General features: G+C 40.0%; 11 protein-coding genes and 2 pseudogenes. 4 read left to right on the top strand and 9 right to left on the bottom strand.

The features are described from left to right. The first annotated feature begins 22 nt into the window (after window positions 1-22). A pseudogene (locus N7931_RS11615) lies at window positions 23-994 on the top strand (IS110 family transposase). Between the two features lie 1,239 nt (window positions 995-2,233). Here N7931_RS11615 and N7931_RS11610 read toward each other — a convergent pair. Genes N7931_RS11610 through N7931_RS11585 form a run of 6 tightly spaced genes read right to left on the bottom strand, consistent with a single transcriptional unit; the run spans window position 2,234 to window position 10,857 of the window. After that, on the bottom strand, window positions 2,234-3,799 hold the full coding sequence (locus N7931_RS11610) for a LamG-like jellyroll fold domain-containing protein (RefSeq protein WP_262794240.1): 1,566 nt from the start codon (window positions 3,797-3,799) through the stop codon (window positions 2,234-2,236). Beyond that, window positions 3,799-4,353, bottom strand: a complete 555-nt coding sequence (locus N7931_RS11605; protein ID WP_016953890.1) for an RNA polymerase sigma factor — start codon at window positions 4,351-4,353, stop codon at window positions 3,799-3,801. Before N7931_RS11605 ends, N7931_RS11610 begins: the two co-directional genes overlap by 1 nt. Before the next feature lie 4 nt (window positions 4,354-4,357). Further along, on the bottom strand, window positions 4,358-6,643 hold the full coding sequence (locus N7931_RS11600) for an FAD-dependent oxidoreductase (protein ID WP_262794238.1): 2,286 nt from the start codon (window positions 6,641-6,643) through the stop codon (window positions 4,358-4,360). After that, on the bottom strand, window positions 6,637-7,860 hold the full coding sequence (locus N7931_RS11595) for a glycoside hydrolase family 117 protein (RefSeq protein ID WP_262794237.1): 1,224 nt from the start codon (window positions 7,858-7,860) through the stop codon (window positions 6,637-6,639). Before N7931_RS11595 ends, N7931_RS11600 begins: the two co-directional genes overlap by 7 nt. Then, complete coding sequence (locus N7931_RS11590) at window positions 7,847-9,544, bottom strand: sodium:solute symporter family protein (RefSeq protein WP_262794235.1); 1,698 nt, start codon at window positions 9,542-9,544, stop codon at window positions 7,847-7,849. Before N7931_RS11590 ends, N7931_RS11595 begins: the two co-directional genes overlap by 14 nt. Window positions 9,545-9,558: 14 nt before the next feature. After that, window positions 9,559-10,857: a family 16 glycosylhydrolase gene (locus N7931_RS11585; protein ID WP_262794233.1), complete on the bottom strand. Its 1,299-nt coding sequence runs from the start codon at window positions 10,855-10,857 to the stop codon at window positions 9,559-9,561. A 335-nt stretch (window positions 10,858-11,192) separates the two neighbouring features. Between N7931_RS11585 and N7931_RS11580 the strand changes: the two genes are divergently transcribed. Further along, window positions 11,193-12,050 carry a helix-turn-helix domain-containing protein gene (locus tag N7931_RS11580; protein ID WP_262794231.1) on the top strand — a complete coding sequence of 286 codons (858 nt, stop codon included), beginning with the start codon at window positions 11,193-11,195 and terminating at the stop codon, window positions 12,048-12,050. Here N7931_RS11580 and N7931_RS11575 read toward each other — a convergent pair. Further along, window positions 12,037-13,596, bottom strand: coding sequence for an alpha-L-fucosidase (locus N7931_RS11575; RefSeq protein WP_262794229.1), 1,560 nt, complete (start codon window positions 13,594-13,596; stop codon window positions 12,037-12,039). The genes N7931_RS11580 and N7931_RS11575 overlap by 14 nt on opposite strands. Window positions 13,597-14,097: 501 nt before the next feature. Between N7931_RS11575 and N7931_RS11570 the strand changes: the two genes are divergently transcribed. Then, the gene (locus tag N7931_RS11570; protein WP_262794228.1) at window positions 14,098-15,438 is read left to right on the top strand and encodes an RICIN domain-containing protein; all 1,341 of its coding nucleotides are present in this window, start codon (window positions 14,098-14,100) and stop codon (window positions 15,436-15,438) included. A 251-nt stretch (window positions 15,439-15,689) separates the two neighbouring features. After that, window positions 15,690-16,706: a hypothetical protein gene (locus N7931_RS11565; protein WP_262794226.1), complete on the top strand. Its 1,017-nt coding sequence runs from the start codon at window positions 15,690-15,692 to the stop codon at window positions 16,704-16,706. Between the two features lie 17 nt (window positions 16,707-16,723). On the opposite strand, the gene N7931_RS11560 is transcribed toward N7931_RS11565, so the two are convergent. Both N7931_RS11560 and N7931_RS11555 read right to left on the bottom strand, forming a co-directional pair. Further along, entirely contained in the window at window positions 16,724-18,037 is a 1,314-nt protein-coding gene (locus N7931_RS11560; protein WP_262794224.1) for an RICIN domain-containing protein, read from the bottom strand. A gap of 157 nt (window positions 18,038-18,194) precedes the next feature. Continuing rightward, window positions 18,195-20,137 (bottom strand): annotated as a pseudogene (locus tag N7931_RS11555) (TonB-dependent receptor plug domain-containing protein).

Below are 20,137 nucleotides of genomic sequence, written 5' to 3'. Positions count from 1 at the left end.
CAACTAAAAATTGGAGGCTAGCATGAACAAACATAGCATACCTTTCATAGGTTTAGATACTCATAAAGCATTTATTGAAATCGCATATATTGAAGTCTGGTTCATTATGGGCGTCTCACTTCAACCAAACTTAGCATTAAAAAGTTAATCCGCCAGTTTGAATCTAAATATCCGAGTACTACCCTGCATTTTGTCTATGAAGCCGGGCCTTGTGGCTATTGGATTTACCGCTTAATTACCAGTTTAGGTCAATGCTGTTACGTGTTTGCACCCTAAAAAACCGGGCGATAAAGTTAAAACCGATAAACGGGATGCGCTTAAACTGGCTAAGTTACTTAAGTCTGAAGATTTAACCCCTATTTATGTGACTGATCCTGAAGATGAGGCCATCCGAGATTTATCCCACGCGCGTGAAACCGCCATGAAAGATTTAAAAGACGCAAAATACCAGCTGAGCAAATAGTACTACAGGAATATCTGCAAATCATTACCGAGCGAATTAAACGACTCGAACGCTTAGATAATGAATTGATTCATCAGGTTAAAAACTGGCGATACGATCCGGTTGTCAAAGCCATTCAGACCATGCGCGGTGTTCGCTTATTAGTAGCTGCGGGTGTCGTTGCCGAGCTTGGCGACCTAACCCGTTTCGACCATCCCAGAAAGCTCATGAGTTATTTAGGTTTAGTCCCGTCTGTACATTCCAGTGGGGGAAAACGAAAAATTGGCGCTATTACCAAATGTGGTAACAACCGGGCAAGGAGATTACTGATTGAAGGCGCCCACAGTTACCGCTATTCCGCGAATGTTTCAACCTAAACCCAAAAACGGCACGAAGGCTTACCCAAATATATTATTGATATTGCCTCGCCGATACCAGCGGCTCATCCATAAAGGCAAACATTACAACGTAGTCGTCTGTAAAGGTAGACTTAGATTGGAGACAGGCGCCACGGCTGAATCAGTAAGGTCAGCTCTGCTTATTTCCCAATAAGTAATCTACGAATACCAGCGTGACTACCGACGAAATTACTTGCTTCATACGATGCATTAACTCAATTTAATTGAGCAAGCAAAACCAATTATGGCTTAAAGTTTTAGGCAGAAATTTGTGTTGTCTACTTGACGTGGGGAGTCATACCAACGCTTAAAATAAAGGTTATTTATAGCATTTAGCATCGCGTTTATATATTAACTTTGTTGGTTTAAAATTCCTTATAAATCATAATTTAATGATGTAAAAGTTGTTAATTTTATCCAAAAACAGTCAAACACCCTTATGTCAAAAAGTCGAAAATGACACTGCCCTGTAGAACTATCTAAAACAGAATAATTTAATTACCTAAGTTAAAAACGACTGGAAAACTATTTGTTCTCCTTAGAAAAAACAGACATCTTAGGTTTAAAGATACCATTAAATGTAGAAGCCTAATGCAACGGTATGATCTTACAAATATAGGTACAATCCTACCGACACCAGTATCGACAGAGTTATACTGGTGAACACTCACCAGCACCTGAATAATTCTACCAGTCTTATCTTATAAGTCTCGTATGTTTATTTTGTAATGGATTTAGCATTATTTAACCCTTTATGAAATCTTAAAATTGGCTTTGGTAAAATCAGTTATACTAAGTCTGTCCCAGCAGAAAAGTTTATTAACCTTATTTAAATATCTAATGAAAATCACAATTCATACGGATAAATGTGAACTTAACGTGTAGTTAGCACCTGTAAATAAGGGGGGGGTACTGTGTGGAATCAAAATGGTGTTACCGTGCACAAAATAACGGGGGAGTAAAGTTTTTTGGTCTTCCGTTGTTTTTTATTAGCAGTAAAATCTGTTTCCTAATTAACCATTTTTTCTTTAATAAATTCTTCTGCAAGCCCAAAGCTAAAAAACGATAGCCTCTCTAATTTTATTAGTAAGGTGTAAATTTAAATGTACCTACTTCTTTATGGAGAATATATAAGGTAATTCTATTAAAGTATTTTCAATGTTTATTGATTAGCTGTATCCCACAACATAGTTCCAGGATTATGTTTAAAAAATGCAACTGGATTATTTGAATGCATAGAAAAAACTTTGAACAGACCCAGCTAAAAAGCAATCCAAACAGCTAACTGACAGCCCAAACAAGAAAAATTAGCAAGAATACGATAGTAATCTTGCTAAAAATCAGGTATCAACATAAGTTTTCGCTTATAATCTTCAGAGTATCCATTTTATAGTTAGCTACTTTGACTGCCAAACTCGTTCTTTTTAATTAAATTACGAATTTGTTGTTGTTCAAGAGCTGCGTCAAATACATATAACTCATCAACTGCGCCACGAAAAAACTTGTCTTTTTCATGTTCAGCTTGGTAGCCGATATTCCGCCCTAACGTGAGTGGACGTGAGTTAGCTTGGCTTACTTTGGTATTCACTTTAGCAACTGACTTACCATTGGTTTTTTCTAATTCACCGTCTACGTACATGAGTACATGGGTGGATATATCTGATGCTTCTCCACCATATAAAACAACAGCAACGTGATGCCATTGACCATCTCTTAAATCACGTGTACCAACGACTTGAGCATTGTAAGTACCAATTCGCAGTGCGCCAATTGGGCCATTTTGAGGAAATGGATTTGGCGATATTTGCCATGCAGAATAAAACTCTTGTGTGCCCCAACTGACAATACCAAATACTTCATGCCTGCCAATATCTTTAGGTACCTTTACCCAAAAACTGACTGTGCGCGGTGCATCACCAGAAATACCCGGAAATTCTGTTTCTATCCAATTGCTGCGGCCATCTAAGGTTATTGCATTGGCAAATACACCTGCTACTTGGTTTATTTGTCCGGCTTCGGTTTTGTCATATGCTGGGTAATGTTTCCCTGCTATGCCTTTACCGCTGGAGGCAAATTGCCCATGCTCAATTTGGTCAAAAGACCAATGCAAATAATCAGGATTAACTGCTGATTTACCTGGCAAAGCTCGCATAAACAAATGTGGACTACTTTGAATTATTTGTATTTTTTCATCCAAACTAAAAGAAAGTGCTTGGTCTTTTTTTAGCATTTTAAAAGCTTGTTGTTTTGATGCACGCGCTTTAACTTCACCATCTAATACATGCACTTGGCTTTCACCTTGCTCATTTACATCAACCGCAAATTCAGTGCCTAAATCAATTATTTCGGAGCTTGGGGTGTCTACCCTAAAACCGATTGCTTGCGGCGGTACTTTGGCAACCAATTTACCTTTTTCTAAAATCACCAAATTTTCTGAGCGAATGTTCAATTGAATGGGCGCTTCTAAAACCAATATCACACCATTGTCCATTACAACTTCACTATAACCTTGCTCTAAAGAAATTTTGCCTTTGTGCAGACGTTTACCTAAAGAAAGCTCACTTGTTTCAGACAAAGCTGCCACTTTAGTCACCACGGCTAAATTGTTTTGCATTGAAACTAAGCTACTGATAAAAAACAGCATAACAATAGCTGCCACACAGGCCGCAAACGCCATTTGTGATTTAAACCAAGGGCGAATCACTTTAGTTTTATCCGCAGGTTGTTTAACTGACTGCTGCTGGCTAATTCGCTGCATGACTGAATCAACCGTTTGGTAGTTTTGTGTGTCTAACGCAAGCTGAATTAATCTGTCAGTGCCAACTAATTTTGCTAATGCTTGTTTAACTTCAGGATGATTACGGCATTCGTATAACAGCGCATCGGTTACCTCTTCACCCGCTAAATACGCGGCAATTAATCGACGTTGTTCTTTACTCAAGCTATTTGATTGATTCATTAACAATACTCCTTGAGATTTTTTTCTATGCAGTCTCGCAATTTCTCTCGTATACGAAACATACGCATGGTCATAGCCGAATGGCGCATCCCATGTTTTTTAGTAAGCTCGGCAATTGAAAACCCTTGTTTATAATGCTGATTAACCAGCTCATGCGTTTTTTCATTTAACTGAGTCATACAATCTTTAAGTGCTGCAACGCTCGCTACTTCTTGCCCTTGAGAATAATCGGTATCAAGTTGCTGGTTAATTATCATTTCTAGCTCGGCATGGCTGCCAACACTTATGGGTTTATGCTTGCGTAGGTAATTTCTAAGCAAGTTAATGGCAATACCACGCAGCCACGCTTCTACTGGGCGGCTTTCATCAAATTCATTTAATTTATTAAACGCAAGAATAAAGGTTTCTTGGGTTAAATCTTCAGCCTCAGATGGCTCATGCAAACGCATACGCAAACAGGCACGAACGCTACTTTGGTAGCGTTCTACAATAGTTGCATAAGCCTGCATGTCGCCATTGCGCGCTTGTAAAATTAAATGACTATCGTCTTGCATTTAGCTAGTGGATCTCTATTTGAAATAAACTCGCTGGTACCAAATCGCTTGGCTGGTCAAATTCAAACACAAGTTCATCTACTTGAATTGCTTGCGCTAACTTATGTTTATTAACGGTTTGATAATTTCCAACCACTTCAAGCAAAATACTGCCATCAGCCTGTTTTACCCGATAATTCTGCACACAGTACGGCATTTCACTTTCTGGATGCTGCATTAATACTGTTTCTAACGCATGGTCTGCATCCGTATCAAAGAATAGAGTTATTTGGCTGATTTTGACAGGCTCAGGCCAGCAAAACTTAACTTGAGGCTGTTTGTCTTTAAAACTTGCTGCCCAAGCATTGCTTTGTTTCCACGGGCGCAGATAACCATTTGTTATATGTGATAGAGGGTGCAGTTTGAGTACTGGTTCAAATTGCAAAGCTAAATTTTGCCCTTTTGGCCTACGCTCTGGCGTCCAAAATTCAAAACTCTCTATTCCTGACTCTACAGGCATAGTTTGTTTACCCGTATTAGATACCGCTTTGTGCACCTTGTTAAATACGGGCATAAAACCTGTAACTAATTGCTCAGATATAGCCAGTGCTACCGCAGCATTTGGGTAAAACGTAACAAAACCATACTGAGCGGCAATTTCTACACTAGAAAAATCAAGTGTGATTGTTTGTTCACCGGCAACTAGGTTTAGTTCTATGGTTTTTAAGTCAATTTCTGGGGTGTAATTTTCAGCTTTTACACTGACTCTTAAAGCAACTTTTAACTGAGTTTCAGTTTGTGCTTTAACTTGCAGTTTCATTACAGGTGCCATGCCTTGATTAAACGGCATAAGCTGGGCGCAAGCTTGCGTTAAAGGTAAATATTCTCCACTTGGCAATAATTGTTTTAATTCAAGTTCGCTGCTCGCAGAGATACGCGCTCGTTTGGCCAAATTATTTTGCTGCGCTAAAGGCACATTCGGTATGCCATGACCGAACAAATTCAGTTGATATTGCAAACTTTGCATCTGTTCTGGGTTTAACATGCTTTTAGGGCTAATATTATTTTGTTTGCACAATGCAGCGGCAGTACCAACAGCTTGACCACCATGAGCACAAGTTATCATCACTCGGCTTGAGCCATAGGCCATATGGCTAGCACTGATATTACGCCCAGCAAAAAATAAATTATCTATGTCTTTGCTGATAAAACAACGATATGGAATTTGATAAACGCCTTTGGAGTGAAATTGCGAACAGGCTGGTTTATCACTATAAATACCTTCTGATGGATGAATATCTATCGCCCAACCACCATAAGAAACAGCATCGGCAAACTGAGTTTGTTCAACTATATCTTGTTGTTTAAGCATATATTCACCATTAAAACGGCGACTTTCGCGTTTACCTGGTACTGTACCTATCCATTCTAAAGTTAGGTTTTCAACATCTTCAAATTTGCCGTTGTTTTTAATGTAGTCCCAAATGCCGTAAACAATTTTCCATAATTCCCATTTAATTTCTTCAGTTTGTGCAATGGTGTTGTGAATACCACCGTATTCAACCCACCAAAATTTAACACCTGAATCACTGCCTTGAATATTTTTAGAACGTGGAATTGCGCCAATTTGTTGATGTGTATAGGCAAATTTTGGGGCGGTATATTTAACTGGATGATCTAGCTTTTTACTATAAAAAAACAGCGTATGTCCTAACAGTTGATCGCTTGCTTGCTCTGGTGCAAGTTGTTCGCCAAATTCATCACGCGATTCAGCACCAATCCTAAAACTTGCCCCCGCATTAAAAGCCACTAAACCATCACCCGTTGCATCACAAAACAACGGGGCTGAAACTGTGTATTCAGTTGAGTTTTGACTACAAAAAGCAACAACGCTGGCAATTTTACGCTCGGCCGATTTATTCACTTGGTAAACGGCAGTATTAAGCAGCAATTGAATATTTGGCTCTGCTGCGACCTTATCTAACAACACAGCGTCAAATATAATTGGATTACCGTCTTTGTTAACTTTTAGGTTTTCCAACATAATTTCGTCAATAATCCCGCCTTCGCGTGACCATCTATTATTGTTACCCATATGCGAGGTTGCACCTAATGCCCAAACACGCACTTCGCTAGACGCATTACCGCCTAATACGGGTCTGTCTTGAATTAATACAACTTTACTGCCATTACGCGCTGCAGCAATTGCTGCACACACACCTGCCAGTCCACCTCCAGCTACCACAAAATCAGTGATAATCTGTTGTTTATTATTGCTTCTTGTTTGTTGACTAAAACTTTCGACTAACATAATTCTACACTCTTTTGTTCACCCTCTTGGGCAGTTTGTTGACGCTGTATTTTTTGCTTTTCAGATAACCCTTGGGCGAAATAAACACTTGGATGATGGATAACATCGGTTTCTTTCATATCTGTGTTATTGCCGTTTTGAGTTAAATTGCAGTCGAACCTGCCTAAAAAGCTGTGTTTAGTGCTTGGGTCGGTTTTGTCACAAAAATGCGATAAGCCCCACTCTATCCCTTGGCCATTTTCAGTATAGCTAAAGGCATCGGCCACATATGGCCCTGCCGCAACAGGCATGAGCGAGGTAACAGACGCTATGGAAAAATTAACCCCATCCGGTGCAAATTGAATGGTATTGTTTTCGTTACCATTACGAATAGCCAAAGCTGCTATGCCCTGTTTAAACGGAAAATAAGTAGTTTCGTGCCCTGAGTTGAGCACAGGGTTTAATGGATGTTTATTAAAAGGCCCCATTGGGTTATCAGCAATCGCCAGCCCATTCGCGACTAAATATTCAGGCCTGTCGCCAAAAGCAGCTTTGTAATATAAGTGGATTTTTCCTTGGTAGACCAATAAGTATGGATCGTGTATTGAAAATTGATCCCAACTGCCTGCTGGTCCATTTTCCACCACAATTTTATTGCAAGGTGTCCATGGACCATCAGGGCTGTCAGCAGTCGACAAAGTAACAGGACAATGATCACCTTTTATGCCACTGGCTTGCATAAAAGCTTGATAATACAAATAGTATTTACCTTGCCACACTAAAATATCGGGCGTTGAAACCGAGCGCCAACCAGGCTGTGGTTTAGCTGGGCGTTTAATGGCACAACCTTGCTCTTGCCAAGTAAAACCATCTTGACTGGTTGCATACCAAATTTCAGCTAAATCCCAATCGGTTGAAGGTATGCTGTCACTACACTTTTCTGGCCCTTGTGGTGGTGTTTGGGTGTCGCGCTTGGTATACCACACATAGTACAAGCCATTTACTCGAATAATTTTTGATGGATCGCGACGCGACACTGTGCCGTCGCCATCTCGGTAATCAAAACCTTGTAGTTGAGTATATTTAAAACTACTGAACAAACTATTATCTTCTGGCCGCGGCGTTTGATATTCATCGTACATACGGGCCATCGCTTTGCTTAACGGCCTATCTGGTTTAGCTTGTGGTATATCCCATGGAAAGGCAGATGGAAAATCAGTTTTCTTAGGCTTGTTCATATACACCTTCTACATCAGCAGTTTTATTTTTATAAATCAGCCAAGCACCGATTAGCGTTACTATGCTGGCCATTACAGCAACAACCAAGTTGCCTTTTTCGGCTAAAATAGCCAAACAAATTAAGATGAGCCCAGTAAACAAAATGCCAAAACCTATCACTTGATTACCTTTGGTATTTGCAGATTTGTTGCTGTCAGAATCTGTGTTAGAAACTTCTTTTTCGGCTTGTTGTTTTAAGCTTTCTAGTTGTTTGTACTGCGCATACCTTGGCGCAACTTGTTTAGTTGCTCGGTAATACAATTCAAACAAACCAAGCAAAATAACCGGAGTGGTTACGCCTAATAACATTTCTTCTGCTCTACTTAATGACAGTTCAAACAACCAAGGGCTGATAAACTTAAAATATGCGTTAATCGATAAGGTTAAAATTGATGTGATTAAAATTGAAAAACCACGCTGATATTTTGAAAACAACAACCAAATAGGCGGCAAAAATAGTGCACCACCAGTCAGTGCTGCCATGGTCATAACCACTTCAACTACCCCTCCCATATAAGGTACTAGCAGTGCTATTGTTATAGTGACAAGTCCCAATAAAACTGTGGTAAATCTGCCAATTTTAACTAATTTCGATTCGGCTAATTTTGGATATAACGGCTTAATTACATCGTTGGTAATGACACCTGCAGTAATATTGAGGGCTGTGTTAATTGAGCTTGAAGTCGCGAATATCATGCCACCTAACATTAAACCTAGCATGCCAATAGGTAACACCTCTTTACACATGAGTAAGTAAGCACCTTCGTTATCAGCAGCTGCAATATCTGGATTAAGCACTCGATAAACCATAGGTGCTAACATCCAAATAACTGGGCTAATTAGATACAAACCACCAAATAACCAACCGACTTTTTTCGCATCTTGCGGCGTGGCAACACAGGTATATCTTTGAATATATGCCCAATTGCCAGCGATAAAAAATAAGTTATACAAGGCAAATGCGGCGATAAATCCCCAAGTATATTCACCGCCCGTTAAGCTAAAAAAGTTTTCCGGCGCTTTGTTAATAAAGTTACTAATGCCGCCAATTTCTTGCAACGCCAAAGGTACAACCACAAGTACTGCGGCGGTCAGCACAACAAATTGCAAAATGTCAGTAACAATAACCGCCCACAAACCACCAACCGCGGTATAGAGTAAAATTAATAAACCTAACCCGATAATAGTATTGGTTATGGGCAAGCCGGTTGATACTTCAACAATTTTCGCAACTGGGTATAAAAACGTGCCAGTTGAAAACGTCGCTATGGTTAAAAATATGCTTGTATAAACTTTTTTAACGCGCTCACCTAAACGTTCACTAATATATTCAGCAGCGGTTAATACGCGTGTTTTTTGCCATTTTGGCGCAATAAAAAAGCCTATAACCACACCGGCTAAACACATAGTCCATTGAATAGTTACCGCGACCCAACCATGTTGATAAGCAATAGAGCCCCAAACAACAAATGTACCTGCCGAAAAGAAACTCATAAAAAGTGACAAGCCACTCATCCACCACGGCAAAGCACCGCCGGCAGAAAAATAACTTTTCATATTTTTGCCCGAACCCGCAAAGCTAATGCCGCAACCAACCACCAGCAAGGTAAATATAATAATGACTGTTATATCAACTGAACTCATAACCAACACTCGCTTTATGGTTTACGTTGATAATATCGAACCCAGTCAATTTGCATGGCTGTTCCGTCAATAGCATCTGTTACTGGGCCAGCAATTTCTGCTTTTAAAATAGCTAAGCTAAACAGCAAAGTTTGTTCGCTGAAACACACATCGTTACGCATGGTGTGGTATAGCTCGCCATCAAAATAAAACTTGAAGTAGTTTTCATCCCACTCGAGGCCATAGGTGTGGTATTGCTCACCAAAGTTGGCTACATCCGCAGCGTTATAACTTGTTAATTCAACCCAGTCAGTGCCGTTGTGATATTCAATGACATAATCACCAATTAAGTTGCGATAAAAACTTTTTGAGTCGCCATACTCTTGCAGCCAACCATTTACAAATTGAATAGCGCCAATTTCCTTTGCTGTATTCCACTCAAGCTGTAGCCATTTTTTACCATGTTTTTCTGATACCCAACGAGTGTCTAACTTGTTATCAATCGCAAAAGTTTCTTTCGACGGTAACTTGTTAAATACGCCATTGGTGGTGAGTATAGTGTCTGCTGCTAAAGCATGATTTAACGTGTTATCTGTCAGCTCTGCTGTTGGGGCAGAATAACCAGTTGAAGATGGCGCAAGCGCTCTAAATTCTGAAATATGAATAGACGCAGGGTTATGCGAAGTTAAGCGAATTTTATTTGTTTTAACTGACTTTTTTAAGATGATGTTATGATCGGGTTTCCCTAGCAAGGTCCAATGTTTTTGGTCATCATCATGGCTAACACGTCCATTTGGCAATGTGTAAGTATCTGTCCAATTATGCACATTGGTGTTGATAATATTTGGGAAATGGCCTTCATTTATATCAATTTCGCAGGCTTTTTGTCCGTCTTTAACTCCTTGTTTTGGCCAAAACCAAAATGAGTTATTGGTACCATAAGCCGCAGCGTATTTAAACTTTGCTTCAAAATAGCCATAGCCAAAAGTTCGTTTAGTCCAAACGTTCCCAGTAGTCCAATCTTGCCCACCACGACTTTCTTTTAGCGCTTTAAGATGTAATACACCATCTTTCACTTCAGCATTTTCACGCCACCGACTGCTGAGCACCCATGGGTTTTCAGTTGGACCGTTTTGTGATAGCCAATTTTCATCTAATTGCTCGTCCGTGTAATTAAATTCGTCTTGCCAAGCGAGCTGCCACTTAGACATATCAATGCTTTTAGTGCCTTTAAAAGCTTGTGACTGCAGCGGTTTCTCTTGAATATTTGCACAAGCATTTAAACCCGAGCTTGCCAATAACACCGCCAGCACGGCTTTTGTTGTTAACTTCATACTATCGCCTTTGTTAGTTGTTTTTGTGGTTGTTAGAGTTAATTGTTTTCAACCAACAAAAGTGACACTTTTACAAAATATTTTTTTACACTAAAAGAAGACCTCCGCCCAACAAATTGTTAACATACAACAAAAAAACCAACGCAATGAGAGGGGTTATGGAAACCAGAGCTTTGATATCTTGGGAGGTATTTACACAGGCCGTACTACCGTTGGCCGCATCGGTGATTTATTTGTTGCTTATGGCTTATTTTTGTTTTGTAACGCAAAAACCAATGATAAATAGATTCTTTGTCGTTTTCATAGGTTGTTTTGTTATATTTCTGCTCGGCCCGATGGTAAATCTATTACCCTTTGACGCTGCGCACAGATACTACGATTTATTTAGAAATATCGTCTTTTTTTCGATAGGAATTCCTTCCTTATTGCTTGGATTAGCTCAAAGTGCTGAGTTAAGTTTGAGCAATGTGACAAAGTATAGTCCTTTCCTGCTAGGCGCAACTTGGTGTAGCATATTTGTATTGGCCCCGCCGCTCGATTCAATAACCCCAAACGAACTACCTTGGCAAAATGTATTGTTTAATCCACAGCAGGTGTACTGGTTTCAAGTTGCCTGGGTATGTGTTGTTGTACTCATACCTTGCTTATACATGTTAACTAAAACACAAAAATCCTTGCTGCTGTGTTTAGCCACGATATGGTTAAGTTTATGTATGGCGTTGGGAATTATCTTTAACCAATGGAGTTGGTATTACGGCGGCGCTAGCTTAACTGTATTCTTTTGGGTTTATTTTGTATTTTCTGACCTAACAACCGCTAGAAACTCTCTCATAACAAAGTCTCCTTTTCAAACAACTGATACCGAACACATAGTTGTTAGTAAAATTAAGCATTACATTCAAGATAACTTAACCGCAGATCTCACTTTAGACCTTATCTGCCAACAAATTGGGGTTAGCCGCACGCGTGCTGTACAATTGTTTAAACAGCAAACTAAATTAACCATAAATCAATACATAACCAATACCCGTATTGACCGGGCAAAGCATTTGCTCGTTAGCCAAAATGCGACCCAAACAGCGTATGATGTAGGATTTAATAACCCAGCCTATTTTTCAACCGTGTTTAAAAAACAGACTGGATGCTCGCCAAAAGTGTTTCAACAAAAATTAAAGGCTACTATTCAAACTTAAAGGCATAGGCAATTTGCTCAGGCGCATCGGCCGTTAATTCAATGTATAAAGCATCTGCTTTTTGCTGCCAACTTTTTATGTAGTCGCCGTTTAAACTGCTTACTTTGCTAAAATTTGCCACGCCAATACTGTTGTTTTTAGCCAGAGCGAGTATTTTTAGCGGTTTTCTAGGTGTGCCCAAGGCAATTGCATACAAAGCATTTTTGCTTTGGGTAAAGCGAATGTCGTTTTCTGTGTAATCGACGTGTTTAGTAAAGTGTCCACCACTTTCCATTTGTGTTGGGCCTTCACCATATATCTTCCATGGTCTAGTGTTGTAAATTGCTTCTCCGTTTACCGCGAGCCAATCACCCAGTTCATATAAAACCTCTTTTTGGTCTTGTGGAATTGTCCCATCTGATTTTGGCGATACATTTAACAATAGTTGGCCATTTTTACTAACAATGTCAATGAAGTCATGAATCACCCATGCCGCGGGTTTTACCTCTATTCCTTCAACGTAAGACCAGCTCCACTTGGTGATAGTATCATCGGTTAACCAAGGTGCTCCGGTTAACTTATCTCTACGCCCCTGCTCGAAGTCTTCAACCGAAAAAGTTTCAGGCATATCCATATCCTTATGCGTCATCATCACCTCCTTTCCCCAAATTTGTGCTTGATTTAGATAATATGCTGCAAACTCATAACGCTGCTGCTCCGGAATTAAATCAAGCCAAGTATCAAACCAAATTATGTCTGGTTGATATTTATTGATAACCTCTTTTAACGTCCCCAACCAAAAAGTGTCTAGCCACTCAGCTTCTGGTACATTGCCATACAACCATTTCAATTTTTCATCCTCAGAACTGGTAGCTAGCCCTTCAACCCAAGGAAAATGAGAATTCCAGAAAAAATGGTACATGTCTAAATGTCCATACCTTTGTTTAGCTTGCTGCAGCGTTTGCCCCTTGTATCTCTGTAAATTTCGAGCATGATGAAAGGTTGTTATCAACTTAATATCTCGTTGGCGCAATGCGTTTGCCAACTCGCCGGTAATATCCCGTTTTGGCCCTATATCTGCCGCATTCCAAGGGGTAATATCACTATCCCATAACGCATAGCCATCGTGGTGCATTGCGACAGGTCCAGCAAACTTAGCGCCAGCTCTTGCAAATAATTCAGCCCACTCATCCGCATTAAAGTGTTCGGCAGTAAATTGTTCAATCATATCGTGATAAGCAAATTCACTAGGCTGTGCAAAACGCTGACTATGCCATTGTTTTAAATCAATGTGATAGCCGGGTTTATCCCCTTGCCAATCCTCTTTGTTTAAACCAAAGTGCATCCACCTCGGGTACCATTCATTGGTTTTAGCAGCAACAGTATAAGGCCCCCAAGTAAAATATATGCCGAGCTTGGCATCTCTAAACCAGTCTGGGGCAGCATAATGTGTGGCTAACGATTTTTCAGTTGGTTGATAGATTTCTTTAGATGTCGAGTCTGTTTCTGCACTACAAGAAGCTACTAAACTAACAACTAAAACACTGTGTATAAATTGTCGAATCATGGTTATTCCTCTTCTAAGATGGACATGAAAAGACTAATAAACTGACTAATTAAAACTTTTAAATTGAGCCATTTTTCTTATAAAAATAGACATTTTTTGTTCTATTTCAATATTGCATTTGTACAAACACGGCCTCTCAAGGTAATCGCCTTTTATTGGTTATTTTTTAACAACATTTTTAGGTCATTTGGTAGAGAACAGGGAATTTTTTGATCTAAATATAACGTCAACATCACCAATAACAACAAAAAACTAACATTTTTGGTTCTACTCCTGATATTAATGTTAACAATTTATTGTATATTAAAAATCAGAAAGCATTGTTGACCATGCCTTGGTTTTAAACTGGGTATGTAATTGAATCCCGAAAGTAAATAACAGTTAAACTTTTGAAAAGTCAGTCAAAAACTAAGGAGGAAAAACACTGAATTAAGCTAACAATATCCAAAGTCTTAAACACAATAGACTCATTAATAGCACTAAATTTATAGGATTTTAATCGTGAAAATATTACACACAATGTTATTGACACTTGCTAGTATAAGCACATCGGTTCATGCTGCAGATTGGGACAGCTACCCAGTACCAGTTAACGCGGGCTCAGGTAAAACATGGCAACTTCAAGCTGTTTCAGATGATTTTAATTACAGCTCAAATGTGAATAATTACCATAATAACTTTACCACACGCTGGCACGAAGGTTATATCAATCCTTGGACAGGTCCAGGTCTAACAGAATGGACTGACGGACATGCTTATGTGAATAATGGAAACTTAGGCATTGCCGCGACGCGCAAACCTGGGACAGATAAAGTGAGAGCAGGATCAATAACCTCACATGCAACTTTTACCTATCCTTTATATGTGGAAGCACGGGCTAAAATCAGCAACCTAGTTCTAGCGTCTGACATTTGGTTATTAAGCGCAGACTCGACACAAGAAATTGATGTGTTAGAAGCTTATGGCAGTGATAGACCGGATCAAACTTGGTTTGCTGAGCGCATTCACTTAAGTCATCACGTATTTATTCGTGAGCCGTTCCAAGACTATCAACCAACAGATGCTGGCAGTTGGTATGCAGATGGCCAAGGGACTATTTGGCGTCAAGATTTTCACCGAATCGGGGTATATTGGCGCGATCCTTGGCATTTAGAGTATTACATTGATGGTAAATTAGTTCGTACTGTTTCTGGTGCGAATATTATCGACCCAAACAACTTTACTGGCGGCACAGGTTTAAGCAAACCTATGCACTTAATTATTAACACCGAAGATCAGAGTTGGCGCTCAGACAATGGAATTACTCCGACTGATGCAGAGCTGGCTGATACTAATAAGAGCATATATTGGGTTGACTGGATACGCGTATACAAACCCGTTACAGATAGCTCAGGTGGAAATTCCGGCAGCCCAGTTACACCTCCGGCAGGAACTACTTCTTTGCAAAATAGAGCAAGTAGTAAATGCGTTGATTTAGCCGCAGGCTCGAATGCTAATGGTACCAACATTCGACAATGGGGTTGCAGCACTAGCAACACAAACCAAGATTTTACTTTTGCCGCTAAAGGTGGAGATTGGTATGAACTAAGAACCAAACACAATAAATGCGTCGGCGTTGCAGGAAACTCAACAGCTAATGCCGCAAACGTGATTCAGTGGGATTGTTTCAATGGTAACAACTTACAATTTCAGCCTATTAGCAAAGGTAATGGTTGGTTTGAATTGAAAGCAAAACACAGTAATAAGTGTTTAGAAGTTGCCAATACATCAAGCTCGAATGGCGCAACCATTCAGCAGTGGCAGTGTACAGGCGCAAATAATCAGCAGTTTAAATTTTATTAAGGTCACTTTAACTCTTTTATAGGGCAAAGCATTTTGCCCTATTTTGTTAAATTCAGACAAGCGGTGTCAATTATCTCCAATACTATGTTCACTAAATTTGTGAGTGGGTTATGAAAGCTGTTGTTCTCGCTCTACCTATAACTCTTGTTTGCATTGTAGGCTTGTTGTCTTTTTTATTAAGGCAGCCACCCAATTCACTGAAAGAAACAAGAGTGCCGACAAATATCGAAATTTCGCGGACAGATGCTGGAATGTCAGCAGAACTAAACATAATGCAAATCCCAGATTTGCTAAAAAATACAACACAATGTGACGACAAAACTTTGCAACTTAAGAGCCTACAAACAATTAAAACTTGTCTAGCGCTAATATCCGCTGAAAACCCGTTATCAATTGAACACTTGTTGAGTTTCTACCAAGCTTGGGCAGCATTAGACTTACATGCTGCTTTAGCTCATGTAGTTGCCCAGCCAGCCGAAATTTCTAGTTATTTAATTTATGACGTAGTCAGTACTGCAAGCTCGGATAACTTAAATTCAGTGTTAGCTTGGCTTGACTCACAAACACTAGAAGAAAACCTCAAGTCAGATTTACTTGTATCTGCTTATGTTGGTGCCAGTGCCAATAACCAAACATCGATTTTGTCGTTAGCTGAAAGCCTATCCAATCCACAATTAAAAGCTCAAGTAATGGATAGCATTTTAGTTGATTGGGCACAGCAAGATTACAACGCGGCTTTAGCTTGGATTGACGGGCGCGAACGCTCAGATATGTACCATACAGTAGTAAATAATCTGGTATTAAACCTGTTAGAGCTACAGCCTTCCGAAGCCTTGTATTATTTAGAGCTAATGCCAGAAAACCCGCAAAAGACTAAACTGCTTGCGCGTTATGCGCATTCTGCTGCAACAGAAGATTTAAATTCAACTTTATCTTGGGCACAAGCACTCGACAATCCAACAGAGCGTGCAGCGGTACTAACCACTATTTTAGATTTGGCGGTAGCGGAGCCACAAAATAATCAATTTGCTTGGCAAATGGCGTTAAACGAAACAGAACCTAACATGCAGCAACACTTGTTATTGAATGTAGCGCAAAATATCGCTAATCAAGATGTATTATGGCTGGTTGAAAGGTTTGATGTTATTCCTGATGGCAGCCAAGCTGAAATTGCTCAGATTATTGTGAAAAAGTGGCGAGAAAAAGATGAAGAAGCTGCAAGTAACTGGGCTAATTCTTTAGAAATAAACCCGCAACCAATTAACTGATTACGGGTAAAATAAGCTTATTGGAACTTCCATTGCTGGTTGTTACCATTTCCACAAGCCCAATGCTGCACATTTGCACCATTGGTGGTAGCAGAATTGGCGACTTCTAAACATTTTCCACTGTGTTTTGCTTGTAATTGAAACCAACCGTTACCTTTATCGAGTAATTTAAACTGCTGGTTGGTACCGTTGTAACAACTCCACTGCACAAGGTTAGCACCATTAGTTGTTTCTTTACCTGCAACATCAATACATTTGTTGTGTTTAGTTTTCATTTCATAATAACCATCACCTTTAGCCACAAAAGTAATATCTTGGTTAGTATTAGTTGTACTGCAACCCCACTGCTGTATGTTAGTGCCATCGGCCGAATTACCAGCAGATAAGTCTAAACATTTACTGCTATGTCTCGCCTGTAAAGAAGTTGCACCTGCAGGTGCTATAGTCGCTGAAGCACCTGAATCAACTGGTTTGTAGACCCTGATCCAATCTACATAAAAAATACTTTTTGCAGGATCTGCAAGCTCAGCAGACGTTGGTTTAACATCGCGCCAGTCTTGATGTTCCATATCAATAATAATATGTAATGGTTTGTTGATACCTGTGCCATTGGTGTAGTTATGCGGATCAATCATTTGCTGACCTGAAACACTTCGCACTAAAACACCATCGATGTAATAATCAACATTCCAAGGATCTTTCCAATGCATACCATAGTTATGATAAGCAACGCGCCATGGCTCTTGCTCATTGTATACCCAAGAACCAGCATCTTTGGGTTGGTAGTCTTGGAATGGTTCGCGAATAAATACGTGGTGGCTCACATGCATGCGGCGATCAAACCATTCTTGGCCTGGCCTATCACTACCGTAAGCTTCCATTGCATCTAATTCTTGAGTTGAATCAGCACTTAACATCCACACGGCATTAGCCATAGTATTGTTAGTTGATTTTGCGCGCGCTTCTATATAAAGCGGATAGGTAAATGTTTGTTTTGAAGAAATAATACCTGCGTATACTTTGTCTGTACCTGTTTTTTCAGCAGCTTGCAAAGCCAGTTTACCTGAGTTTGTATACGAGTGACCTGAGCTAAATTCTGTATCACCAGGCCCTAACCACGCATTAATATAGCTGTCGTTCCAACGGCTGGTAAAAGCGCTTGGTTTATTATTTGCTGAAGCAGTGTAGTTAAAATCATCTGAAACAGATTGTATTTGCCAAGTTTTATTTTGACCTGCTGGCGCTGGAATCGGTACACCATCCCAATCTGCAGATATAGCTGCGGTAGTTGTTAGTGCGAAAGACGCACATAGTGTGATTTTCTTTAGCATAAATTGTTTTCCTATGTGTAAGTGTTGTTAAAGCAACACTATGATTGATCGAGCACAATTAAATGTAAACAATTTACTAAATAAATTTTAACAGCTTGAATGCAATAAATGCCCAATAGCCTTAATGTTAAGCTACTAGGCATTTTTCACGCTTACGTTAAAACTTAAAACGCACGCCCGCGTTAACAATAAAGCCGTCGTTACGAGACCAGATATCTGTCGTCCACCGGCCACTTTCAGCTTGCTCGGGCAACAATAATGGGTGCTCTTTGGTTTGGCGAATATCCAGTAAGTTTTCGGCATTAACAAACCAGCTAAAGCGACCTAGGGTGATTTGCCCTAACAAACCTAAATGCCAATAGGGTTTACTTTTATTTAGGTATGGGTTGTTCACTAAGTGCTGCGTGCCTGTATAGTAAGCTTCAAAACCTAATAAATGACTGCCGTGTTCTTCCCACATGACCACCATACCAGCGGAGTGCTGAGGGGTTAACGTAAGTGGCTCTCGCCCATCACCTTGCTCTGATACCTTTGTGGCGTCTGTATACAAGTAACTACCGGTAAACTTAATATCCTGCCACTTATAGCGCAACAAAAGTTCTGCGCCACGAATTTGCGTTTCCCCCTTGGTATTCACTATTTGCATTTCTTGTAACTCAGTTACTTGGCTAATGTTCGACGCAAATAATGTCATGCTCGCCTCGCTGCTACCCACAGCATAGCTGACATCGACTGATGCGGTTTCAGCGCGCTCTTCATCTAAATTATTCAGTGGCGATAATTTAGATAAACCAACTTCGTCTATATCTTCAATAAATGGGCTTGGAGCAAAAAAACCTTTGCCATAGGCGCCTCTGAAGGTCCAGCTATCTGGGTTATACAAAATTGAAATTCTTGGACTAAATTGGTTGCCATATTCATTGTGCCAATCTGACCGAGCGCTTAATGACAACGAAATATCATCGCTTGCTTCGTAATCTAGTTGCGAAAATAAGCCTGTACTTGGTAGTTATAGTTAAATTCGGGAAAGGTTTCTGAGCTAAACTGCTCGGATTGATAGGCAATCCCCAACAGCCATGCAGTTTTATTGTAATAGCCTGCCAAGCTCGACTCAATTAAATAGCTTTGATGTGTGTCGTCTTCATATACATTGCCATATTGGTGTTGATGCTGCTGATCCATTGCAGAGCCTCGCACATTCACATTCAGGTCATCGCCAATTGGCCTGTCATACACAAAACCTATATCGATTCGTTGTGTATCTTGGTTTAGTATATATTGTTCGCCGTTTGGCAGTTGCCTAATGTTAGTTGTACCTGCATTTCTTTTCTCAGACATAGCACCTAGGTTGACATACAAATTGTCATCGTGCTCACCTTGCCAATAAAAACGCGGTCTGACGCTTGATCTTTCATAACCTGCAATATCGATCCAACCATCGTCATCTAAATCTTGGATTTGTTGGTGATGAATACCACCAGTTAACGAGGCACTAAAATTATCAGTCAGAGGTGATGCTAGATACGTGGTTAAATCTTGGCCATTTTTTGAGGTTAGGTTAGCCAATATTTCACCTTGAAATTTTTTAGACGGGGTACGCGAAATTAAATTGATCACACCACCTAAAGCCGAGCCACCATATAAAGATGACGCCGAACCTTTAATGATTTCCACATTAGCTAAATCGGTCGGTGGAATTTGTAACAAACCAATTGACGCTGTTTGCCCGCCATATAATGGTAAGCCATCGCTTAATAATTGAGTATAACGGCCGTACAATCCTTGCAATCGAATATTAGCACTGCCCAATGACGGTGAAGTGGTTTGCACCCGCACCCCACCGGTTTCTGCGACTAACATTGAAATATTGCCAGGGCGCATGATAGCTTTTTCTTGAATTTCTTCGCCATTAATTAATTCAATTCGTGTGGCCGACTCTGTGACAATTCTGCCTAGTCTAGAAGCTCGGACCTGAATGGTTTCTATGCTCGACTCTTCATGGTGGTGATGGTGGTCGTCATGATGTTCTTCTTCATTTGCATCCACTAAATTAGGAATCAGCAGCATAAACATAGCTGCCTTGACTGATATTCTTCGCAT

Origin of the sequence: Catenovulum sp. 2E275 (assembly GCF_025515275.1) — a bacterium.
Taxonomy (GTDB): domain Bacteria; phylum Pseudomonadota; class Gammaproteobacteria; order Enterobacterales; family Alteromonadaceae; genus Catenovulum.
The sequence above is the reverse complement of the archived record's forward strand: the minus strand, read 5'-3'. Positions and strand labels throughout refer to the sequence as shown.